General features: G+C 72.8%; 17 protein-coding genes. 12 read left to right on the top strand and 5 right to left on the bottom strand.

Annotation, left to right across the window (positions count from 1 at the left end; genetic code table 11):
- Nucleotides 1–29: 29 nt before the first annotated feature.
- The 3 genes from OHA37_RS26605 (at nucleotide 30) to OHA37_RS26595 (ending at nucleotide 3,016) form a co-directional block, all read left to right on the top strand.
- Entirely contained in the window at nucleotides 30–689 is a 660-nt protein-coding gene (locus tag OHA37_RS26605) for a TetR family transcriptional regulator (RefSeq protein ID WP_266913109.1), read from the top strand.
- Nucleotides 690–948: 259 nt separating this feature from the next.
- Nucleotides 949–2,088 carry an alpha/beta hydrolase gene (locus tag OHA37_RS26600; RefSeq protein ID WP_323182414.1) on the top strand — a complete coding sequence of 380 codons (1,140 nt, stop codon included), beginning with the start codon at nucleotides 949–951 and terminating at the stop codon, nucleotides 2,086–2,088.
- Nucleotides 2,089–2,161: 73 nt separating this feature from the next.
- Nucleotides 2,162–3,016, top strand: a complete 855-nt coding sequence (locus OHA37_RS26595) for a DUF4429 domain-containing protein (protein ID WP_266909083.1) — start codon at nucleotides 2,162–2,164, stop codon at nucleotides 3,014–3,016.
- A 211-nt stretch (nucleotides 3,017–3,227) separates the two neighbouring features.
- Here OHA37_RS26595 and OHA37_RS26590 read toward each other — a convergent pair whose 3' ends face one another.
- A complete protein-coding gene (locus tag OHA37_RS26590; protein ID WP_266909082.1) occupies nucleotides 3,228–4,250 on the bottom strand; it encodes an aldo/keto reductase in 1,023 nt (340 codons plus the stop codon).
- Nucleotides 4,247–4,663 carry a MerR family transcriptional regulator gene (locus tag OHA37_RS26585; RefSeq protein ID WP_266909081.1) on the bottom strand — a complete coding sequence of 139 codons (417 nt, stop codon included), beginning with the start codon at nucleotides 4,661–4,663 and terminating at the stop codon, nucleotides 4,247–4,249. Before OHA37_RS26585 ends, OHA37_RS26590 begins: the two co-directional genes overlap by 4 nt.
- Before the next feature lie 51 nt (nucleotides 4,664–4,714).
- Between OHA37_RS26585 and OHA37_RS26580 the strand changes: the two genes are divergently transcribed.
- Nucleotides 4,715–5,542, top strand: coding sequence for a serine hydrolase domain-containing protein (locus OHA37_RS26580; RefSeq protein ID WP_266909080.1), 828 nt, complete (start codon nucleotides 4,715–4,717; stop codon nucleotides 5,540–5,542).
- 23 nt (nucleotides 5,543–5,565) lie between these two features.
- On the opposite strand, the gene OHA37_RS26575 is transcribed toward OHA37_RS26580, so the two are convergent.
- A complete protein-coding gene (locus tag OHA37_RS26575; protein ID WP_266909079.1) occupies nucleotides 5,566–6,270 on the bottom strand; it encodes a pirin family protein in 705 nt (234 codons plus the stop codon).
- An 81-nt stretch (nucleotides 6,271–6,351) separates the two neighbouring features.
- Here OHA37_RS26575 and OHA37_RS26570 point away from each other — a divergent pair, with 81 nt between their 5' ends.
- The 5 genes from OHA37_RS26570 to fabF all read left to right on the top strand — a co-directional run bounded on the left by OHA37_RS26570 (nucleotide 6,352) and on the right by fabF (nucleotide 11,267).
- Entirely contained in the window at nucleotides 6,352–7,569 is a 1,218-nt protein-coding gene (locus OHA37_RS26570) for a PucR family transcriptional regulator (protein WP_266909078.1), read from the top strand.
- Between the two features lie 89 nt (nucleotides 7,570–7,658).
- Nucleotides 7,659–8,591 (top strand): ACP S-malonyltransferase, encoded by a 933-nt coding sequence (locus OHA37_RS26565; protein WP_266909077.1) that lies wholly within the window; start codon nucleotides 7,659–7,661, stop codon nucleotides 8,589–8,591.
- 19 nt (nucleotides 8,592–8,610) lie between these two features.
- Nucleotides 8,611–9,615 (top strand): ketoacyl-ACP synthase III, encoded by a 1,005-nt coding sequence (locus tag OHA37_RS26560; protein ID WP_266909076.1) that lies wholly within the window; start codon nucleotides 8,611–8,613, stop codon nucleotides 9,613–9,615.
- Between the two features lie 61 nt (nucleotides 9,616–9,676).
- Nucleotides 9,677–9,925, top strand: a complete 249-nt coding sequence (locus tag OHA37_RS26555) for an acyl carrier protein (RefSeq protein WP_243329395.1) — start codon at nucleotides 9,677–9,679, stop codon at nucleotides 9,923–9,925.
- A gap of 76 nt (nucleotides 9,926–10,001) precedes the next feature.
- Complete coding sequence (fabF, locus tag OHA37_RS26550; RefSeq protein ID WP_250745573.1) at nucleotides 10,002–11,267, top strand: beta-ketoacyl-ACP synthase II; 1,266 nt, start codon at nucleotides 10,002–10,004, stop codon at nucleotides 11,265–11,267.
- A 139-nt stretch (nucleotides 11,268–11,406) separates the two neighbouring features.
- On the opposite strand, the gene OHA37_RS26545 is transcribed toward fabF, so the two are convergent.
- Nucleotides 11,407–11,901 carry a DUF3145 domain-containing protein gene (locus OHA37_RS26545; protein ID WP_243329390.1) on the bottom strand — a complete coding sequence of 165 codons (495 nt, stop codon included), beginning with the start codon at nucleotides 11,899–11,901 and terminating at the stop codon, nucleotides 11,407–11,409.
- Between the two features lie 250 nt (nucleotides 11,902–12,151).
- On the opposite strand from OHA37_RS26545, the gene OHA37_RS26540 reads away from it, so the two are divergent.
- Complete coding sequence (locus tag OHA37_RS26540; RefSeq protein ID WP_266909075.1) at nucleotides 12,152–13,063, top strand: GDSL-type esterase/lipase family protein; 912 nt, start codon at nucleotides 12,152–12,154, stop codon at nucleotides 13,061–13,063.
- Between the two features lie 90 nt (nucleotides 13,064–13,153).
- On the opposite strand, the gene OHA37_RS26535 is transcribed toward OHA37_RS26540, so the two are convergent.
- The gene (locus OHA37_RS26535; protein ID WP_266909074.1) at nucleotides 13,154–15,613 is read right to left on the bottom strand and encodes a beta-glucosidase family protein; all 2,460 of its coding nucleotides are present in this window, start codon (nucleotides 15,611–15,613) and stop codon (nucleotides 13,154–13,156) included.
- Between the two features lie 166 nt (nucleotides 15,614–15,779).
- Between OHA37_RS26535 and OHA37_RS26530 the strand changes: the two genes are divergently transcribed.
- Nucleotides 15,780–16,367: a TetR/AcrR family transcriptional regulator gene (locus OHA37_RS26530; RefSeq protein WP_266909073.1), complete on the top strand. Its 588-nt coding sequence runs from the start codon at nucleotides 15,780–15,782 to the stop codon at nucleotides 16,365–16,367.
- Nucleotides 16,368–16,392: 25 nt separating this feature from the next.
- A complete protein-coding gene (locus OHA37_RS26525) occupies nucleotides 16,393–17,166 on the top strand; it encodes a carbon-nitrogen hydrolase family protein (RefSeq protein WP_266909072.1) in 774 nt (257 codons plus the stop codon).
- The last annotated feature ends 67 nt before the right edge of the window (nucleotides 17,167–17,233 follow it).

Raw genomic sequence — 17,233 nt, 5'->3', positions numbered from 1 at the left:
GGTCCGTCACAGGTACCCTGACCGCCGTGATGACCGATCAGCGGCCCGCGCCCGCACCGGCCGCCGGACTGCGCGAGCGCAAGAAGCAGCGCACGCGCGACGCACTGCTGCGCGCGGCCCTCCTCCTCTTCATCGCCCAGGGGTACGAGGAGACCACCGTCGACGAGATCACCGACGCCGTGGACGTCTCCCAGCGCACCTTCTTCCGGTACTTCGCCAACAAGGAAGAGGTCGCCTTCGCCGTCCAGGACCTGGTCGAATCGCACTTCGTCGCGGCGCTGCGCTCCCGCCCGCCCGCCGAGGGCCCCTTCGAGGCGATGCGTTCGGCCGTGCTCGACGCCTGGGACACCGTCGACGAGGCCATTTCGGACCTGGTCCCCATCGACCTGTACATGCGCAGCTACCGGCTGATCGAGTCCACCCCGGCCCTGCTCGCCGTGCACCTGCGCCGCTCCACCGACCTGGAGGAGCAGATCGCCCGGCTGATAGCCGAGCGCGAGGGCCTGGACGTGGACACCGACCCGCGCCCGCGGGTGGCCGTCGCCGCGTTCACGGGCGTGATGCGCGTCACCGGCCGGCTCTGGGGACAGGGCGAGGACACCAGCGTGGCCGCCATCCGGCGGATGACCGAGGCCTACCTCGACCAGATCGGCCCGGCCCTGGCCGCCGACTGGCGCCGGCCCGCCTGACCGGCGCAATCGCCTCCGGCCGGGCGAAGGTCCCGTACGGGTACGGACGCCCGCGCACGCGGGTCCCGTACGGGCGCACCCGCCGGCGGGGCGTCCCACGGTCGGCGGTGACTCCCGTCACCCGGCGCGCAGGCAGCCGCCGAGGTCTCCTAGGCTGGGCGCAGTGAACCTGCCCGGCCCCGCCCACGCCCACTCCGCCGACGCCCCCGCGCGCCCGGCCGCCCTGCGCGCCCTGCTCGCGCTGGCGGTGGTCTTCCTGATGCTCACGACCACGGGCTGGACCGCCGTCTACCGGCCCGCGAGCGAGCCGTCCCCGCGCGAGGCCGCGCTCGCCTCCTGGGCGGCGTCCCGCTTCGAGGGCCGGGCCCTGCCCGCCCCCGATGCTCCGGCGCCCGTGGTGGAACGGTTCTTCGCGCGCCTCGACGGCGCCCAGCGCGCCCGGCTCGCCGAGGGCCACCCGCTGGTGGTCGGCAATCTCGACGGCGCGCCGCCCGGCGTCCGCTACCGGGCCAACCGGATGGCCCTGCAGCGGGCCGTGCTGGTCGAGTCCGCCCGCGCACACGACATCACGCTGGCCCCCGCCGACCGCGCCGTCGCGGCCCGGCGCGCCCACCGCTTCGAGTCCCTCGCCGAGCCCGGCCGGCAGATCCTCGTCTTCGACCCGACCGGCGGCGCCCTCGTGGCCGAGGTCTTCGGCGACCTCGGCGGGGCCCGCCGGGTCTCGGTGGTCGTCCCCGGAGTCGACACCGACGCGCTCACCTTCGAGCGCACGGTGCGCCGGCTGACCTCCCCCGTGGGCATGGCGGAGTCCCTCTACGGGGCCGAGCGCGCGGCCGCCCCGGACGGCCGGACCGCGGTCATCGCCTGGGCCGGCTACACCGCCCCGACCGGCGTCGGCATGGACGCGGCGACCGGGCGCCTCGCCGTGGACGGCGCGGCCAGGCTGCGCTCGCTGACCTCCGCGCTGCCCGGAAAGGCGAGCGTGGCGCTGTTCTGCCACAGCTACGGCTCGGTGGTGTGCGGGGTGGCGGCGCACGAACTTCCGCACCGGGTCACGGACATCGTGGTGGCGGGCAGCCCCGGGATGCGCGCCGCGAACGCCACCGGACTGGGCACCTCGGCGCGGGTGTGGGCGATGCGGGACGCCGGCGACTGGATCGCGGACGTGCCCCACCTGGAGTTCGGGGGCCTGGGCCACGGGGCGGATCCGGTCTCCGCGGAGTTCGGCGCACGGGTCCTGTCGGCGGCCGGAGCCAAGAGCCACACCGGCTACTTCGAGCCAGGGACCGAATCCCTGGACAACTTCGCCAAAATCGGAACCGGTGCGTTCGGTTCCACGGTGTGCGCCGCCGGGGACGACACGTGCCGACGCGGAACATCCGGGACGGACGGTCCCTGACCGCTCGCCCGACCCGAAATCGGACCTCACGGCGGGGGGACGCACGGGGGTGCCTCCCTTTACGATGTGCCGCATGGGTGACGTACTGGCCGGAAACCATGCCGTCTGGGAGTTCGACCGCACCACGAACTCGCTCATCATCCGCTTCGCACGGGGGATACGAACGCCCAGACTCTGGCACGCCCTGGGGGAACGCCGGGTTCCGCTCGAAGCGTTGTCCGGGGTGGGCCTGACCGTGGGACGGCGGGACACCGTGGTGCTGCACGCCCGCGTACGGGTGGGAGCGGACCCGCTGATGGAGGCCGCGGCGGGGCAGCTGAGGGAGACCTGCGATCCGTACCGGCTGGTGCTGCCCGGTGGCGGCGGCGGGACCGGACGGGCGGCGGCCTTCACCGAGGCCCTGCGCGAGCGGCTGGGACCGTCCGGACCGGCCGAGCGGTTCCTCGTCCACGTCCCGGAGCCGCCGGCCACGCTGAAGGCGTACGACGCCCGGCTCGCCTTCGACGGCGGCGCCGTCACCTTCCACTGGTCGCGCACCGGGGCCACCAGCGCCAAGTGGAAGGCGGGCGACCAGCGGTATCCGCTGGCCGCCCTGACCGGACTGTCCTGGCACTCCCCGGAACGGTCCGGCGGGCACCTGCGGCTCCTGCCCCGCGAGGGCGCCGGGGATCCCCGGCCGGACCACGATCTCGCCTCCGCGGTCTTCGGCGTGGGGTACGGAGCCGTGCACGAGTCGCTGCCGTTCGCGGCGGCGGTGCTCGTGGGGTTGCGGGCGCGGGCCGTGGTCGCCTCCGGCGCGGTGGGGTCTTCCGTGCCCGGGCCGCGGTCCTGGGAGCGGATCCAGCATCTCGCCGAGCTGCACAGTGCGGGGCTGCTCACGGACGCCGAGTACCGGGCGCTGCGGGACCGCTTCCCGGCCGGGGCCTGACCCTGCGGGGGCCTCGCGGCGCGGCCCTGCGGGGCTGTCCCCTACCCGCCCTTCCCCCGTTCCCCGGGCTCCGCCCGGACCCGCGCCTCAAACGCCGGCGGGCTGGAATTGCCCTCCGGCTTCGGGTCCGACGCCGGCCAAAATCCAGCCCCGCCGGCGTTTGAGGCGCGGGGGTCCGGGGGCCGGCCCCCGGCAACGGCGCCGCACGCGGTCACCCCTCGCGCGCCGCCGAAGTCGAGCTCATGTCCGGGTAGCGGTCGCCGGCCACTTGGGATGCGATCGGGTCCAGGAGGGAAAGCTCCTCGGCCGTCAGGGCGATGCGGGTCGCCGCCACGTTCTCCGTGAGGCGGGTCGGCTTGCGGGTGCCCGGGATCGGGACGACCGTCAGGCCGTGCACCGCCGCACGCCCGTGCACCCAGGCCAGGGCGATCTGGGCCGGCGTGGCCCCGCGGGCCGCCGCGATCTCCCGTACCGGCGTCAGCAGCGCGCTGTTCGTCCGCGCGTTGTCACCCGTGAACCGGGGCTGGTAGCGCCGGAAGTCACCGGCCGTCAGGTCCGCCGAGGCGTCCGCGAACGCCCCGGTCAGGAAGCCGCGCCCGAGCGGGGAGTACGGCACGAAGGCCACGCCCAGCTCCGCCGCCGCGCCCACCGCGCTGCGCTCCACGTCCCGGCTGAACAGCGACCACTCCGACTGGAGCGCCGCGATCGGGTGCACCGCGTGCGCCTCGCGCAGCTCGGCCCCGGTCACCTCGCTGAGACCGAGGTGGCGCACCTTGCCCTCCTGCACCAGCTCCGCCATCGCGCCCACCGACTCGGCGAACGGAACGGCCGGATCGCGCCGGTGCATGTAGTAGAGGTCGATCACCTCGGTGCCCAGCCTGCGCAGGCTGTCCTCCACCGCGCCGCGGACGTACGCGCGGTCGTTGCGGACCCCCCGGTACTGCGGGTCGTCCGTCCGCTCGATGGCGAACTTCGTGGCGAGGGTGATCCGGTCGCGGTGCGCGGCCACGAACGGTGCGAGGAACTCCTCGTTGGCGCCCCGCCCGTAGACGTCGGCGGTGTCGAAGAGGGTGACCCCGGCCTCCAGCGCCGCTTCCAGGGTCTGCCGGGCGGCCGCCTCGTCGGTGTCCCCGTAGAACTCGCTCATGCCCATGCAGCCGAGCCCCTGGACGCCCACCAGCGGGCCGCCCTTGCCCAGTTCGGCCCGCTCCATCCCGACGGTGTTTCCGGTCATGTCCGGTCTTCCTCTCCCGCGACGGTGCTGCGCATCGCATACGTGTCGATCTTGTAGTCCAGGACGGCGAGCGCGTCGGTCAGTTCCGTGATCCGCGTGCGCACCTCGTCGCGCGTGCGCTCCAGCAGTTCGCGCCGGTCGGCGGCGGTGTGCGGGCCCTCACGGACGAGTTCGGCGTACCGGACCATGTCCGCCACCGACATTCCGGTGGTGCGCAACTTGCCGACGAATCCGAGCCATTCGAGGTCCTTGTCGGTGAACCGCCGCTGACCCGAGTGGGAGCGGTCCACGTGCGGCATGAGGCCGATCCGCTCGTACCAGCGCAAGGTGTGCTGGGTCAGACCGGTCCGGGTCTCGACCTCGCTGATCGTGTACCGCGTCTGCGTCCGCAGGGGGGTCTGGGTCGGGCTCATGGCTCCACGCTAAATCCTTGGAGTGCACTCCAAGCAAGTACCCTCGGCCGCATGGAGAGCTTGCAGAGTCTGCGCAACATCGAGAACTGGCCGGTCCCGACCGCCGCCGCGGCCGTCGTCCACGCCGACGGGACCGTGCTCGGCTCCCACGGCCCGGTGGACCACCGCTTCCCGCTGGCCTCCGTCACCAAGCCGCTCGCCGCCTACGCCGCCCTCGTCGCCTACGAGGAGGGCGCGATCGAGCTGGACGAGCCGGCCGGGCCCGAGGGTTCCACCGTGCGCCACCTGCTCGCGCACACCAGCGGCCTGGCCTTCGACGAGCACCGGGTGACGGCCCCTCCCGGGCAGCGCCGCCTGTACTCCAACGCCGGTTTCGAGGAGCTGGGCGACCACATCGCGAAGGCCACCGGCATCCCCTTCGCCGCGTACCTGGCCGAGGCCGTCTTCGAGCCGCTGGGCATGGAGTCGAGCAGCCTGGAGGGCTCTCCCGCCAAGGACGGCGTCTCCACCGTCAGCGACCTCCTGCGCTTCGCCGCCGAGCTGCAGCAGCCCCGGCTGCTGGACGTGCGCACCGTCGCCGAGGCCACCTCCGTGGTGCACCCCGGGCTCAAGGGCGTCCTGCCCGGCTACGGCCACCAGACCCCCAACGACTGGGGGCTCGGCCTGGAGATCCGCGACGGGAAGGCCCCGCACTGGACGGGCGCCGGCTCCTCGCCGCGCACCTTCGGCCACTTCGGGCAGTCCGGGACCTTCCTGTGGGTGGACCCGGACGCCCGCGCCGCCTGCGTGGCGCTGACGGACCGCGCCTTCGGCCCGTGGGCCGTGGAGGCCTGGCCCCCGTTCACCGACGCCGTACTCGCGGAGCTCAGGACCCGCTGAGGCCCCCGCCTGCGGGACCGCTCCTAGGAAAACTCCCAGATCAGCACCTCGGCCGGTGATCCGGCGATCAGCGCCAGCTCCGGCTCGCCGGTGATCCGCGCCGAGTCCCCGGGCCCGAGCTCCGCACCGTCCTCCTCCTCGCCGACGGCACCGGCGGCGCCGTCCGCGCCGTCCGCGCCGTCCAGCCGCAGGTCTCCCCGTACGACGTGCAGGTACACCCGCGCGGCGGCCGGTACGGCGACCCGCTCGCCCGCGCCCGGACGCCGTACGTGCAGTACGGCACCGGCCGCGGGCACGGCGTAGGGCGTGTTGTCGGAGATTCCCCTGACCAGCTCGTACGAGGGCTCCCCGGCCGGATCGGCCGGCGCCAGCCACATCTGGACGAAGCGCAGCGGCCCGGGGCCGTCGTTGCGTTCCACGTGCCGGGTCCCGGACGCCGCGCCGAGGTGCTGCAGGTCTCCGGGCCGCACCAGGGTGCCGGCGCCCGTGGCGTCCCGGTGGGTGAGCTCGCCCTCGGCCACCCAGGTCACGATCTCGGTGTGGCTGTGGGGGTGCTCGTCGAAGCCCGCGCCGGGGGCGAGGCTCTCCTCGTTGCACGCCGTGACCGGGCCGAACCGCAGGTTGTCGGGGTCGTAGTGCGGGCCGAAGGAGAAGGCGTGCCGGGTGGTGATCCCCGTGTGGGGTTCCCCGCCCTCGTACCGGTCGGAGCCTCGGCGTACATCAATCATGGGGGCCACGGTAGCCCCCGGGGCGCGGCCCGGGATGAGACCGGACTCCGCGCAGCGGCCCCGATAAGGCAGTCTTGTCACGTGTCCCAACCCGAACGTGAGCATTCACCCGCGGCCCACCCCGCGCATCCGGCTCCGCCCCATCCGCACGCCGCGACGCTGCGACGGCTGGAGAAGTCCTCCGGTCGGCTCGCCGCCAACGCCATCGCGCGCATGGACGAGACGCTGTCGTGGTACCGGGCGATGCCGCCGGAGAACCGGTCCTGGATCGGCCTGGTCGCCCAGGCCGGCATCGCCGCGTTCACGGAGTGGTTCCGGCACCCCGATACCGCTCAGGCGATCTCCACCGACGTCTTCGGGACGGCTCCGCGCGAGCTGACCCGGGCGATCACCCTGCGCCAGACCGTCGAAATGGTGCGCACCACGATCGAGGTCATGGAGACCGCGATCGACGAGGTCGCGGCGCCCGGCGACGAGTCGATCCTGCGCGAGGCCCTGCTGGTGTACGCCCGGGAGATCGCCTTCGCGACCGCCCAGGTCTACGCCCAGGCCGCCGAGGCCCGCGGTGCGTGGGACGCCCGGCTGGAGTCCCTCGTGGTCAACGCGGTGCTGTCCGGGGAGGCCGACGAGGGCGCGCTGTCACGGGCCGCGGCCCTCGGCTGGAACTCCCCCGAGCACGTGTGCGTGGTGCTGGGCACGGCTCCGGAGGGCGACAGCGAGCTGACGGTCGAGGCGATCCGGCGGGCCGCCCGCCACCACAAGCTGCAGGTCCTCACGGGTGTGCTGGGCGACCGGCTCGTGGTCATCGCGGGTGGCAGCGACAATCCGATGCAGGTGGCGAAGTCGCTGATCGGGCCGTTCGCGGCGGGTGCGGTGGTCGCCGGACCGGTGGTCCCGGACCTGCTGAACGCCACGAAGTCGGCGCAGGCGGCCGCGGCCGGGCTCAAGGCCTGCACGGCCTGGCAGGACGCGCCGAGGCCGGTGCTCGCGGACGATCTCCTGCCCGAACGCGCGATCGCCTCCGACCCTTCGGCCCGCGAGCAGTTGGTGGAGGAGATCTACAGACCGCTCGAAGAGGCCGGCTCGGCGCTGCTGGAAACGCTGAGTGTCTACCTGGAGCAGGCGAGCAGCCTCGAAGGCGCCGCCCGGATGCTGTTCGTGCACCCCAATACCGTGCGCTACCGGCTCCGACGTGTGACAGACGTCACCGGCTGGTCGCCCTCGGATGTCCGCTCCGCGTTCACGCTGCGGATCGCCCTGATCCTCGGGCGTCTGGCCGACGGCGATCCTCAGTCCTAAGCTTTTGTCGGACATCAACAATTACCCCGATGGTTCTTCGTCCCTGTCCCCACGGGCGGCGCGGACCGAACACAAGAGAGAGTGTGAGGGTGCTCGTACTCGTCGCTCCCGGCCAAGGCGCACAGACGCCCGGCTTCCTGACTCCCTGGCTCGAACTGCCCGGCGCCGCTGACCGCGTCGCCGGCTGGTCGGACGCCATCGGGCTCGACCTTGCCCACTACGGCACGAAGGCCGACGCGGACGAGATCCGTGACACGGCCGTCGCACAGCCCCTGCTGGTGGCCGCCGGCCTGCTCGCCGCGGCCGAGCTGACCGCCGTTCCCCAGGTCGGCCCCACCGCCTTCGGCGCCGTGGCGGGCCACAGCGTCGGCGAGATCACCGCCGCCGCGTACGCCGGGGTCCTGTCCGACACGGACGCGCTGTCCTTCGTACGGACCCGCGGGCTCGCCATGGCGGAGGCCGCGGCGATCACCGCGACGGGCATGGCCGCCGTCCTCGGCGGGGACCCGGACGTGGTCGTCGCGCACCTGGAGAAGCTGGGTCTGACCCCGGCGAACGTCAACGGCGCGGGCCAGATCGTGGCCGCGGGGACCATGGAGCAGATCGCGGCCCTGGAGGCCGAGAAGCCCGAGGGTTCCATGAAGGTCGTCGCCCTCAAGGTCGCGGGCGCCTTCCACACGCACCACATGGCTCCGGCGGTCGCCGGCCTGGAGAAGGCCGCGGCGGCCCTCTCCCCGGCGGACCCGGCGCTGACGTACGTATCGAACAAGGACGGTCAGGTCGTGACCACGGGCGCCGATGTCGTCGCCCGGCTGGTGGGCCAGGTGGCCAACCCGGTCCGCTGGGACCTGTGCATGGAGACGTTCGCCGCACTGGGCGTCACCGGGATCGTGGAACTGTCCCCCGGTGGCACCCTGACGGGTCTGGCCAAGCGCGCGCTGAAGGGCGTACCGAGCGTGGCCCTGAAGACCCCGGACGATCTCGAAAAGGCCGCGGCGCTCGTCTCCGAGCACGCGGTCTGAGAGAAGGAGCCCACTCAGCATGTCGAAGATCAAGCCTGCCAAGGGCTCCCCGTACGCCCGCATCCTCGGAGTCGGCGGCTACCGTCCGGTCCGCGTGGTGCCGAACGAGGTCATCCTCGAAACCATCGACTCGTCCGACGAGTGGATCCGCTCGCGTTCCGGTATCGCGACGCGGCACTGGGCCTCCCCGCAGGAGACCGTCGCCGCGATGTCGGTGGAGGCCTCGGGCAAGGCCCTGGCCGCCGCCGGGATCGCCCCGGAGAAGATCGGCGCCGTGATCGTCTCGACGGTGTCGCACTTCAAGCAGACCCCGGCCGTGGCGACCGAGATCGCGCACCGCATCGGCGCGGGCAAGCCCGCCGCCTTCGACATCTCCGCGGGCTGCGCCGGATTCGGCTACGGCCTGACCCTGGCCAAGGGGCTCGTCGTCGAGGGTTCCGCGGAGTACGTCCTCGTCATCGGCGTGGAGCGGCTCTCGGACCTGACCGACCTGGAGGACCGCGCGACGGCCTTCCTCTTCGGTGACGGCGCGGGCGCCGTGGTCGTCGGCCCCTCGGACGAGCCGGCCATCGGCCCCACCGTGTGGGGTTCCGAGGGCGACAAGTCGGAGACCATCAAGCAGACCGTGCCGTGGGACGAGTACCTCGGCAAGGACGGCGGGAACAAGTTTCCGGCCATCACCCAGGAGGGTCAGGCGGTCTTCCGCTGGGCCGTCTTCGAGATGGCCAAGGTGGCCCAGCAGGCGCTCGACGCAGCCGGGATCACCGTTGATGACCTGGACGTCTTCATTCCGCACCAGGCGAACATGCGGATCATCGACTCGATGGTGAAGACTCTGAAGCTGCCGGAGCACGTCACGGTCGCCCGTGACGTCGAAACCACCGGCAACACCTCGGCCGCCTCGATCCCGCTCGCAATGGAGCGGCTCCTGGCGACCGGAGCGGCGAAGAGCGGCGACACCGCGCTCGTCATCGGCTTCGGGGCGGGGCTCGTCTACGCCGCCACGGTCGTTACCCTCCCCTAGGGCCCGGGATCCACATCCCGGGCTCCGTTTGACCCCAGCTAGCTATAGAAGGAGCGCCATCATGGCCTTCACCCAGGAAGAAATCGTCGAAGGTCTCGCGGAGATCGTCAACGAGATCGCCGGCATCCCGACCGAGGACGTTCAGCTCGAGAAGTCCTTCACCGACGACCTGGACGTCGACTCGCTGTCCATGGTCGAGGTCGTCGTCGCCGCCGAAGAGCGCTTCGAGGTGAAGATCCCGGACGAGGACGTCAAGGGTCTCAAGACCGTCGGCGACGCCGCGAGCTACATCCTCAAGCACCAGGCCTGAGCCTGACGAGCGTTTGTCGCCACCTGGCGGTGGCGCCGTGACAATTCACCCCCTGAAACGTGGAGAAAGAATTCCTGTGAGCCCGACCAATCGCACCGTGGTCGTCACCGGTATCGGCGCAACCACTCCGCTGGGTGGCGACAGCGCTTCGACCTGGGAAGGTCTGCTTGCCGGCCGTTCCGGCGTAAAGCCCCTCGAGGGTGAGCGCTTCGCCGAACTCCCGGTCCGCATCGCCGCGACCGCCGCCGTGGACCCGAGTGAGGTCCTCCCCCGGCCGCTGGCCCGCAAGCTGGACCGCTCGGCCCAGTTCGCGATCATCGCGGCCCGTGAGGCGTGGGCCGACGCCGGTTACACCGCCCCGGCGGGCGAGGACGCGTCCATCGCGCCCGAGCGCCTGGGCACGGTCATCGCTTCCGGCATCGGCGGCGTGACCACCCTGCTCGACCAGTACGACGTACTGAAGGAAAAGGGTGTGCGCCGGGTCTCCCCGCACACCGTCCCCATGCTCATGCCCAACGGCCCGTCGGCCAACGTCGGCCTGGAGGTCAACGCCCGCGCGGGTGTGCACACTCCGGTCAGCGCCTGCGCCTCCGGCGCCGAGGCCATCGGTTACGCCGTCGAGATGATCCGCACCGGCCGTGCCGACGTGGTCGTCGCCGGCGGTACCGAGGCCGCGATCCACCCGCTGCCGATCGCGGCGTTCGCCAACATGATGGCGATGTCGAAGAACAACGAGAACCCGACCACGGCCTCCCGTCCGTACGACAAGGCCCGCGACGGCTTCGTCCTCGGCGAGGGTGCGGGCGTCGTGGTCCTGGAGTCCGCCGAGCACGCCGCCGCGCGCGGCGCCCGGGTCTACTGCGAGGTGCTGGGCCAGGGCCTGTCCGCGGACAGCCACCACATCGCGCAGCCGGAGCCCACCGGCCGCGGCGTCTCGGCCGCCCTGCAGAACCTGCTCGACAACACGGGTCTGGACCCGGCCGAGCTGGTCCACGTGAACGCGCACGCCACGTCCACCCCGCAGGGTGACACGGCCGAGCTGAAGGCTCTGCGCAAGGTGCTGGGCGACGACCTCGACCACATCGCGATCTCGGCCACGAAGTCGATGACCGGTCACCTCCTGGGTGGCGCGGGCGGCATCGAGACCGTGGCCACGGTGCTGGCGCTGTACAACCGCCTCGCCCCGCCGACGATCAACCTCGACGACATCGACGACGACATCGACGCGGACATCGTCCGCGACGAGCCCCGCAAGCTCCCGGCGGAGGGCCCGATCTCCGCGATCAACAACTCCTTCGGCTTCGGCGGCCACAACGTCTCGCTGGCGTTCCGGACCGTCTAATGCGCCTAAACCGGCGCCGCTCTCGCGGAGCTGGTTGCTCGCCGCTGTGGTTCCTCAATTGATGGTTGCGGTGTTCGTCGTTTGAACACCACAGAAGGCCCGCCCGGATCACCCGGGCGGGCCTTCTGCGTGTCGGCGGCTAGACCACCTGGTGCAGCCAGCGCACCGGGGCGCCCTCGCCCGCGTAGCGGAAGGGTTCGAGCTCGTCGTCCCAGGGTTTGCCGAGCAGTTTGGCGATCTCCGCTTCCAGGTCCGTCTCGCCGTGCGCGGACCGGGCGAGGGCGGCGCGCAGCCGGTCCTCGGGGATCAGGATGTCGCCGTGCATGCCGGTGACGGCGTGGAAGATGCCCAGGTGCGGGGTCGAGCTGTAGCGCTCGCCCTCGGCGGTCGGACAGGGTTCCGCGGTCACTTCGAAGCGGAGCAGGTGCCAGCCGCGCAGTGCGGAGGCGAGTTTCGAGGCGGTGCCCGCCTCGGCCTGCCAGGAGAACTCGGCTCTCCAGGTGCCCGGGGAGGCGGGCTGACGGATCCAGTCGAGGTTCACCCGCACCCCGAGCACCCCCGCAACAGCCCATTCCACGTGCGGGCAGAGCGCGCGCGGTGCGGAGTGCACGTACAGGACTCCACGTGTCGTCACCGGGACCTCCAGTGTGGGACGAGGTCGGGAATAAACTCCAGAAAACGGACAGTATGTGACGTGATGTAATGTAACGGAAATTATTTGACATTGCGTTACGGGACTTGCGGCCGAAACGCCACGGGAAAAAGCTACCGTGCGCCGGGGGTCATGGTGTGACGTACGGTCGCTCCGAGGCCCGTAAACACAGAGCATTCACTCAGCAGGACGCCACCGAATGACGCGGGGGCGACGAGGAGGGACCTTCCGCATGCGCACCACCGCCCCACGCCGCCGCGCGCGTCGGACCTCCGCGGGCGCGGGTGCGGGCGCGGCGGCCGCCGTGCTGCTCCTGGCGGCGGGTGCGCTGACCGGGTGTTCGGCGGACGGGGCGAAGGCCGGGGGCGAGCGCGGGGCGCAGGCGGCCCCCCGGTGGAACACGGCGCCGGCCTCGGTCGCCGCCGTGGGCGACTCCATCACGCGCGGTTTCGACGCCTGTTCGGTGCTGGCCGATTGTCCGGAGGCCTCCTGGGCCACCGGGGACGACCCCGAGGTGCGTTCGCTGGCCGCCCGGCTGCTCGGCGAGGCCGAGGTGCCCGCGCGCAGCTGGAACTACGCGGTGACCGGCTCCCGGATGGCGGACCTGCCGGGGCAGCTCGCCTCGGCGGCCGGGCACAAGCCGGGCCTAGTCACGGTCATGGTGGGCTCGAACGACGCCTGCCGGCCCTCGGCTTCGTCGATGACTCCGGTGGCCGCCTTCCGCTCCGGCTTCGAGAAGGCGCTGGCCGGCCTGCGGGCGGCCTCGCCGGCCTCGCAGGTGTACGTCTCCAGCGTCCCGGACCTCCAGCGGCTGTGGGAACAGGGCAAGGACGACCCGATGGTGCGCCGGATCTGGAAGCTGGGCATCTGTCAGTCGATGCTCGCCGATCCGACCTCGGCGGCCGCCGGTGCGACGGCCCGGCGGGAGCAGGTGCGGGCCCGCGTGGTCGAGTACAACGAGGCGCTGCGCGAGGTCTGCGCGAAGGACGAGCTGTGCCGCTACGACGGCGGCGCGGTGTTCCAGTACCCCTTCTCGGCGGATCAGTTGAGCCGCTGGGACTGGTTCCATCCGGGCAAGGACGGGCAGGCGCGGCTCGCGGAACTGGCGCACCGACAGGTGACCTCCGCCGAGCCTCCGCGTTGACGCCGTAGAGGGATCGGACCGGGGGCGGGTGTCAGGGCCCGCCCCCGGTCCAGCTTGTGAATCACCTCTGCATGGGGTGATTTCCGGCCATTACAGGTCGAGTGCCGCCGTCAGCCGCGTGTCGCCGTGCGAGCGGCCCGCGCGGACCTCGTAGCCGCCGCCGATCCGCTGCCAGGAGCGGGAGGTCTCGTCCCAGATCTCGAAGGCGCGCTCCGGCAGGGGGATCTCCACGTCGACGCTCTCGCCGGGGCCGGCGGTCACGCTCGCGAAGCCCGCCAGCCAGCTCGCCGGGCGCTCGACGCTGTCGGCGACGGGCGCCAGGTAGACCTGTACGGTCTCGCGGCCCGGGCGGGTACCGGTGTTGGTGACGCGGACCGTGGCCTGCGCGGGGGTGGCTTCCAGGGACTCGTAGGACCAGTCCGTGTAGCCGAGGCCGTGCCCGAAGGGGTAGGCCGGGGCGATCCCGTGCTTCTCGTAGGCCCGGTAGCCGATGAAGAGCCCCTCGGTGTACTCCAGTCGCCCCTCGGTGGGGGTGACCTCGGTGACGGGCGCGTCGGCGAACTCGGCGGGCCAGGTGGTGGGCAGCCGCCCGCCCGGCTCGGCCTCGCCGAGCAGTACGTCGGCCAGCGCGGCCCCGCCCTCCTGCCCGGGGAACCAGGTCAGCAGGACCGCGGCCACCTCGTCGCGCCACGGAAGTTCCACCGGGGAGCCCGCGTTGACGACGACCACGGTGTGGGGGTTGACGGCGGCGACGGCGCGCACCAGGTCGTTCTGGCGGCCCGGGAGGGTGAGGTCCTTGCGGTCGAAGCCCTCGGACTCCACCCGCTCGGTGGTGGCGACGACCACGACGGCGGTGTCGGCGGTGCGCGCGGCCTCCACGGCCTCGGCGATGAGCTCCTCGGCGGAGCGCTGCGGGCCGAGGTGGAGGAAGGAGAACATGATCGCCTTGAGCGGCAGGGCGGACACGTCGGGGACCTGGTAGGTCAGGGAGACCTCGACGGCTTCGCCCTCGGTGAGGGCGAGGCGGGTCCGCTCGTTGGGGGCGCCGAAGAAGGCCTCGAAGGGGTCGGCCTCGTCACCCATCCGCTGGACGCCGTCCCAGCGGACCTCTCCGCCGACGGCGAGGGTGAAGGCGCCGAGTCCGCGGGTGCCGAAGGCGTGCTCGCCGCTCTCGCGCGGGACGAAGGCACCGGTGACCTCGATGCTCGCCATCGTCTCGTACGTGACGCCCTCGGGCAGGTCGTCGCCGATCCACTGGACCTGCCCGGTGGGCAGCGAGCCCGTGCCGAGGACGGCCCCGGAGGCGTCGCGGCAGATCGCGCGGAGCTCGAAGCCCTTGTCGGCGGGGGTCAGTTCGTCGCTGGGGTCGGCGCCGACGGTGAAGGTCAGCGCCCCGTCGGGCAGGGCTTCGGTGAGCCCGTCCAGCGGGGAGACGATCCGCTCGGGGAAGACGGTGGCCGAGCCGCCGCCGAGGACGCGGGCGTCACGGGCGGCGGCGCCGCTGAGCGCGACGGTGCGGCCGGGGGCGGTGTCGAGCGGGAGCACGGGCTTTCCGCCGGCGGCGGCCTCGTTGCGTACGAGGACGGAGCCGCGGGCGGCCAGCTCGCGGGCCAGGGCCTGACCGTCGACGGGGGCCGGGAGCTCGCCGACCGCGGCGGGGGCGCCCTCCAGGATGCCGACGCGCGCGGCGAGGCGCAGGACGTTGCGGACGGCGTCGTCGACGGCGGACTCGGGGACCTCGCCCGAGCGGACGGCTTCGGCGAGCGGGGCGCCGTAGACGGAGACGGGGCCGGGCATGACCACGTCGAGGCCGCCCAGGATGTCGCCGGTGGTGGAGCGGGCCGCCATCCAGTCGGAGACGTTGGCGCCGTCGAAGCCCCACTCGGCGCGCAGGACCTCGTTGACGAGGTGGGTGTTCTCGCTCATGAACACGCCGTTGACCCGGTTGTAGGCCGTCATGATGCCCCACGGGTGGGCGTTCTCGACGATCGCCTCGAAGGGCGCCAGGTACAGCTCGCGCAGCGGGCGGGGGGCGATGACGCTGTCGACGGTGAACCGCTCGGTCTCGGCGTCGTTGCCCACGAAGTGCTTGACGGTGGTGCCGACTCCGCCGTCCTGGACGCCGTTCACGTAGCCGCTGCCGACGGCGCCGGTGAGGTACGGGTCCTCGGAGTAGCACTCGAAGTGCCGGCCGCCGAGCGGGGAGCGGTGCAGGTTGACGGTGGGCGCGAGCAGGACGTGGACGCCCTTGCGGCGGGCCTCCTGGGCGAGGAGCCGGCCGGCCCGGCGGGCCAGCTCGGGGTCCCACGCGGCGGCGAGCGCGGTCGGGGAGGGCAGGGCGATCGACGGGTCGTCGGCGGTCCAGCGCACGCCGCGCACCCCGATGGGGCCGTCGGAGAAGACCAGGGACTTCAGTCCGATCTCGGGGACGGCCGGCAGGGACCACATGTCCTGGCCGGCCAGCAGCCGGGTCTTGGTGTCGAGGTCCAGCTTGCCCAGGGCCGTCTCCACGGCTTCGTTGCGGACCTGATCGGCATCGGTCACGGCCATGCCTCCTCGTTGGGTGCGGGTGCGCGGTGCGGCGCGGTGACCCCATGGTGGACCCGTTACCTGTAGAGCGGTAGGGTTCGTAATCTGTTCGTGATACTTCAGATGGCGACACGGCCATGCCGTACGGTCCTGCTGGCAGCTGTGGAACGGAAGGGGTGGCGGGGCGATGGTCAGGGCCAGGAGTGAGGAACGGCGCGTGGAGATCGTCCGCGCGGCCCTCGAAGTGATCGCCGAGCGCGGCTACCGGGGCGCCGCCCTGGGCACGGTCGCCGAACGCGTGGGCCTGACCCAGCAGGGGCTGCTGCACTACTTCCCGAGCAAGGAAGCCCTGCTCGTCGCGGTCCTGGAGGAGCGCGACCGCTGGGACACCGGCGGCGGCACCCGCGCCCTGGCCGACGCCTGGCGCCCGGACCTGCTGGCCTCGCTGGTGGAGTACAACGCCATGCGGCCGGGCATCGTGCAGACCTTCTCGGCACTGCTCGGCGAGAGCGTCACCGACGGCCACCCGGCACGGGAGTTCTTCGCCGAGCGGTACGCGCAGGTGCGCGCCGCGATGGCTGACGTGCTGCGCGCGGAGTACGGCGACCGGCTCCCCTCGGGCCTCACCCCCGAGCAGGCGGCCCCCCTGCTGGCCGCCGTCATGGACGGCCTCCAGTACCAGTGGCTGCTGGCCCCCGAGTCCGTGGACATGCCCGGCACCTTCCGCGCCTTCCTGGACCTGATCCAGGGGCCCCGGGCCGAAGACTCGCCCTGATCTCCGGGCTGGCATGCTGGGCCGGGTGAAGATCGCTGCCGCGCAGCTGAGCTGCGCCCCCGCCGACGTGTCCGCCAACGCCGCACGGGCGGCCGCACTCGCCGTGCGGGCGCGGGAGGAGGGCGCCGCGCTGGTGGTGTTCCCCGAGCTCACCCTGACCGGCTACGAGCTGGCCGCGCTCGCCGCCGACCCCGGCCTGTGGCTCGCCGACGCCGAGGATCCCCGGCTGGATCCCGTCCGCTCCACCGGGATCGCCACCGCCGTCAACGTCGCGCTGCGCATGGACGGCCCCCGGCCCGTCATCGCGACCCTGGTCCACGACGCGGACGGCTCCCACGTGACCACGTACGCCAAGCAGCACCTGTTCCGTCACGAGCAGGAGGTCTTCGCCGCGGGGACGGGCCCGGGGCGGTTCGAGCTCGGCGGGATCCGCTTCTCCCTGGGGATCTGCTTCGACAACCACTTCGCGGACGTGCCCGGCGCGGGCGCCGCGGCCGGCTGCCGGGTCCACCTGGCGAGCTCGCTCTACGGCACGGGCGACGGCATCGCCGAGCGCGCCGCGATCCACCCGGGGATCGCCCGGGACTTCGGGATGTACGTGGCCCTCGCCAACCACGTCGGACCCGCCGGGCCGTGGACGGGCTGCGGGGGCGCGGCCGTATGGGCGCCGGGCGGGGCCCTGCTGGCCGAGGCGGACGCGCACACGCCGTCGGTCGCCGTGGCGGAGGTGCCGGCGGAGGTACCGGCTGAGGGTCGGACCGAAGGAACGGGCACTCTGACGGCGCAGGCACCGGCCTGACGGGGCGTCCGGGGCGCCCGCCGGGCAGGGCCGCACCGGGGAGTGCCCGGCTCCGGAACCCGTACGG

The organism is Streptomyces sp. NBC_00335 (assembly GCF_036127095.1).
GTDB lineage: Bacteria > Actinomycetota > Actinomycetes > Streptomycetales > Streptomycetaceae > Streptomyces.
Note: the sequence above shows the minus strand (reverse complement) of the source record. Positions and strands in the feature narration are given on the sequence as shown.

What these genes read in the sequence shown, in the direction of transcription:
- OHA37_RS26605 (WP_266913109.1), top strand. Translation starts at nt 30, where the DNA reads ATGACCGATCAGCGGCCCGCGCCCGCACCGGCCGCCGGACTGCGCGAG.
- OHA37_RS26600 (WP_323182414.1), top strand. Translation starts at nt 949, where the DNA reads ATGCTCACGACCACGGGCTGGACCGCCGTCTACCGGCCCGCGAGCGAG.
- OHA37_RS26595 (WP_266909083.1), top strand. Translation starts at nt 2,162, where the DNA reads ATGGGTGACGTACTGGCCGGAAACCATGCCGTCTGGGAGTTCGACCGC.
- OHA37_RS26590 (WP_266909082.1), bottom strand. Translation starts at nt 4,250, where the DNA reads ATGACCGGAAACACCGTCGGGATGGAGCGGGCCGAACTGGGCAAGGGC.
- OHA37_RS26585 (WP_266909081.1), bottom strand. Translation starts at nt 4,663, where the DNA reads ATGAGCCCGACCCAGACCCCCCTGCGGACGCAGACGCGGTACACGATC.
- OHA37_RS26580 (WP_266909080.1), top strand. Translation starts at nt 4,715, where the DNA reads ATGGAGAGCTTGCAGAGTCTGCGCAACATCGAGAACTGGCCGGTCCCG.
- OHA37_RS26575 (WP_266909079.1), bottom strand. Translation starts at nt 6,270, where the DNA reads ATGATTGATGTACGCCGAGGCTCCGACCGGTACGAGGGCGGGGAACCC.
- OHA37_RS26560 (WP_266909076.1), top strand. Translation starts at nt 8,611, where the DNA reads ATGTCGAAGATCAAGCCTGCCAAGGGCTCCCCGTACGCCCGCATCCTC.
- OHA37_RS26555 (WP_243329395.1), top strand. Translation starts at nt 9,677, where the DNA reads ATGGCCTTCACCCAGGAAGAAATCGTCGAAGGTCTCGCGGAGATCGTC.
- OHA37_RS26540 (WP_266909075.1), top strand. Translation starts at nt 12,152, where the DNA reads ATGCGCACCACCGCCCCACGCCGCCGCGCGCGTCGGACCTCCGCGGGC.
- OHA37_RS26535 (WP_266909074.1), bottom strand. Translation starts at nt 15,613, where the DNA reads ATGGCCGTGACCGATGCCGATCAGGTCCGCAACGAAGCCGTGGAGACG.
- OHA37_RS26530 (WP_266909073.1), top strand. Translation starts at nt 15,780, where the DNA reads ATGGTCAGGGCCAGGAGTGAGGAACGGCGCGTGGAGATCGTCCGCGCG.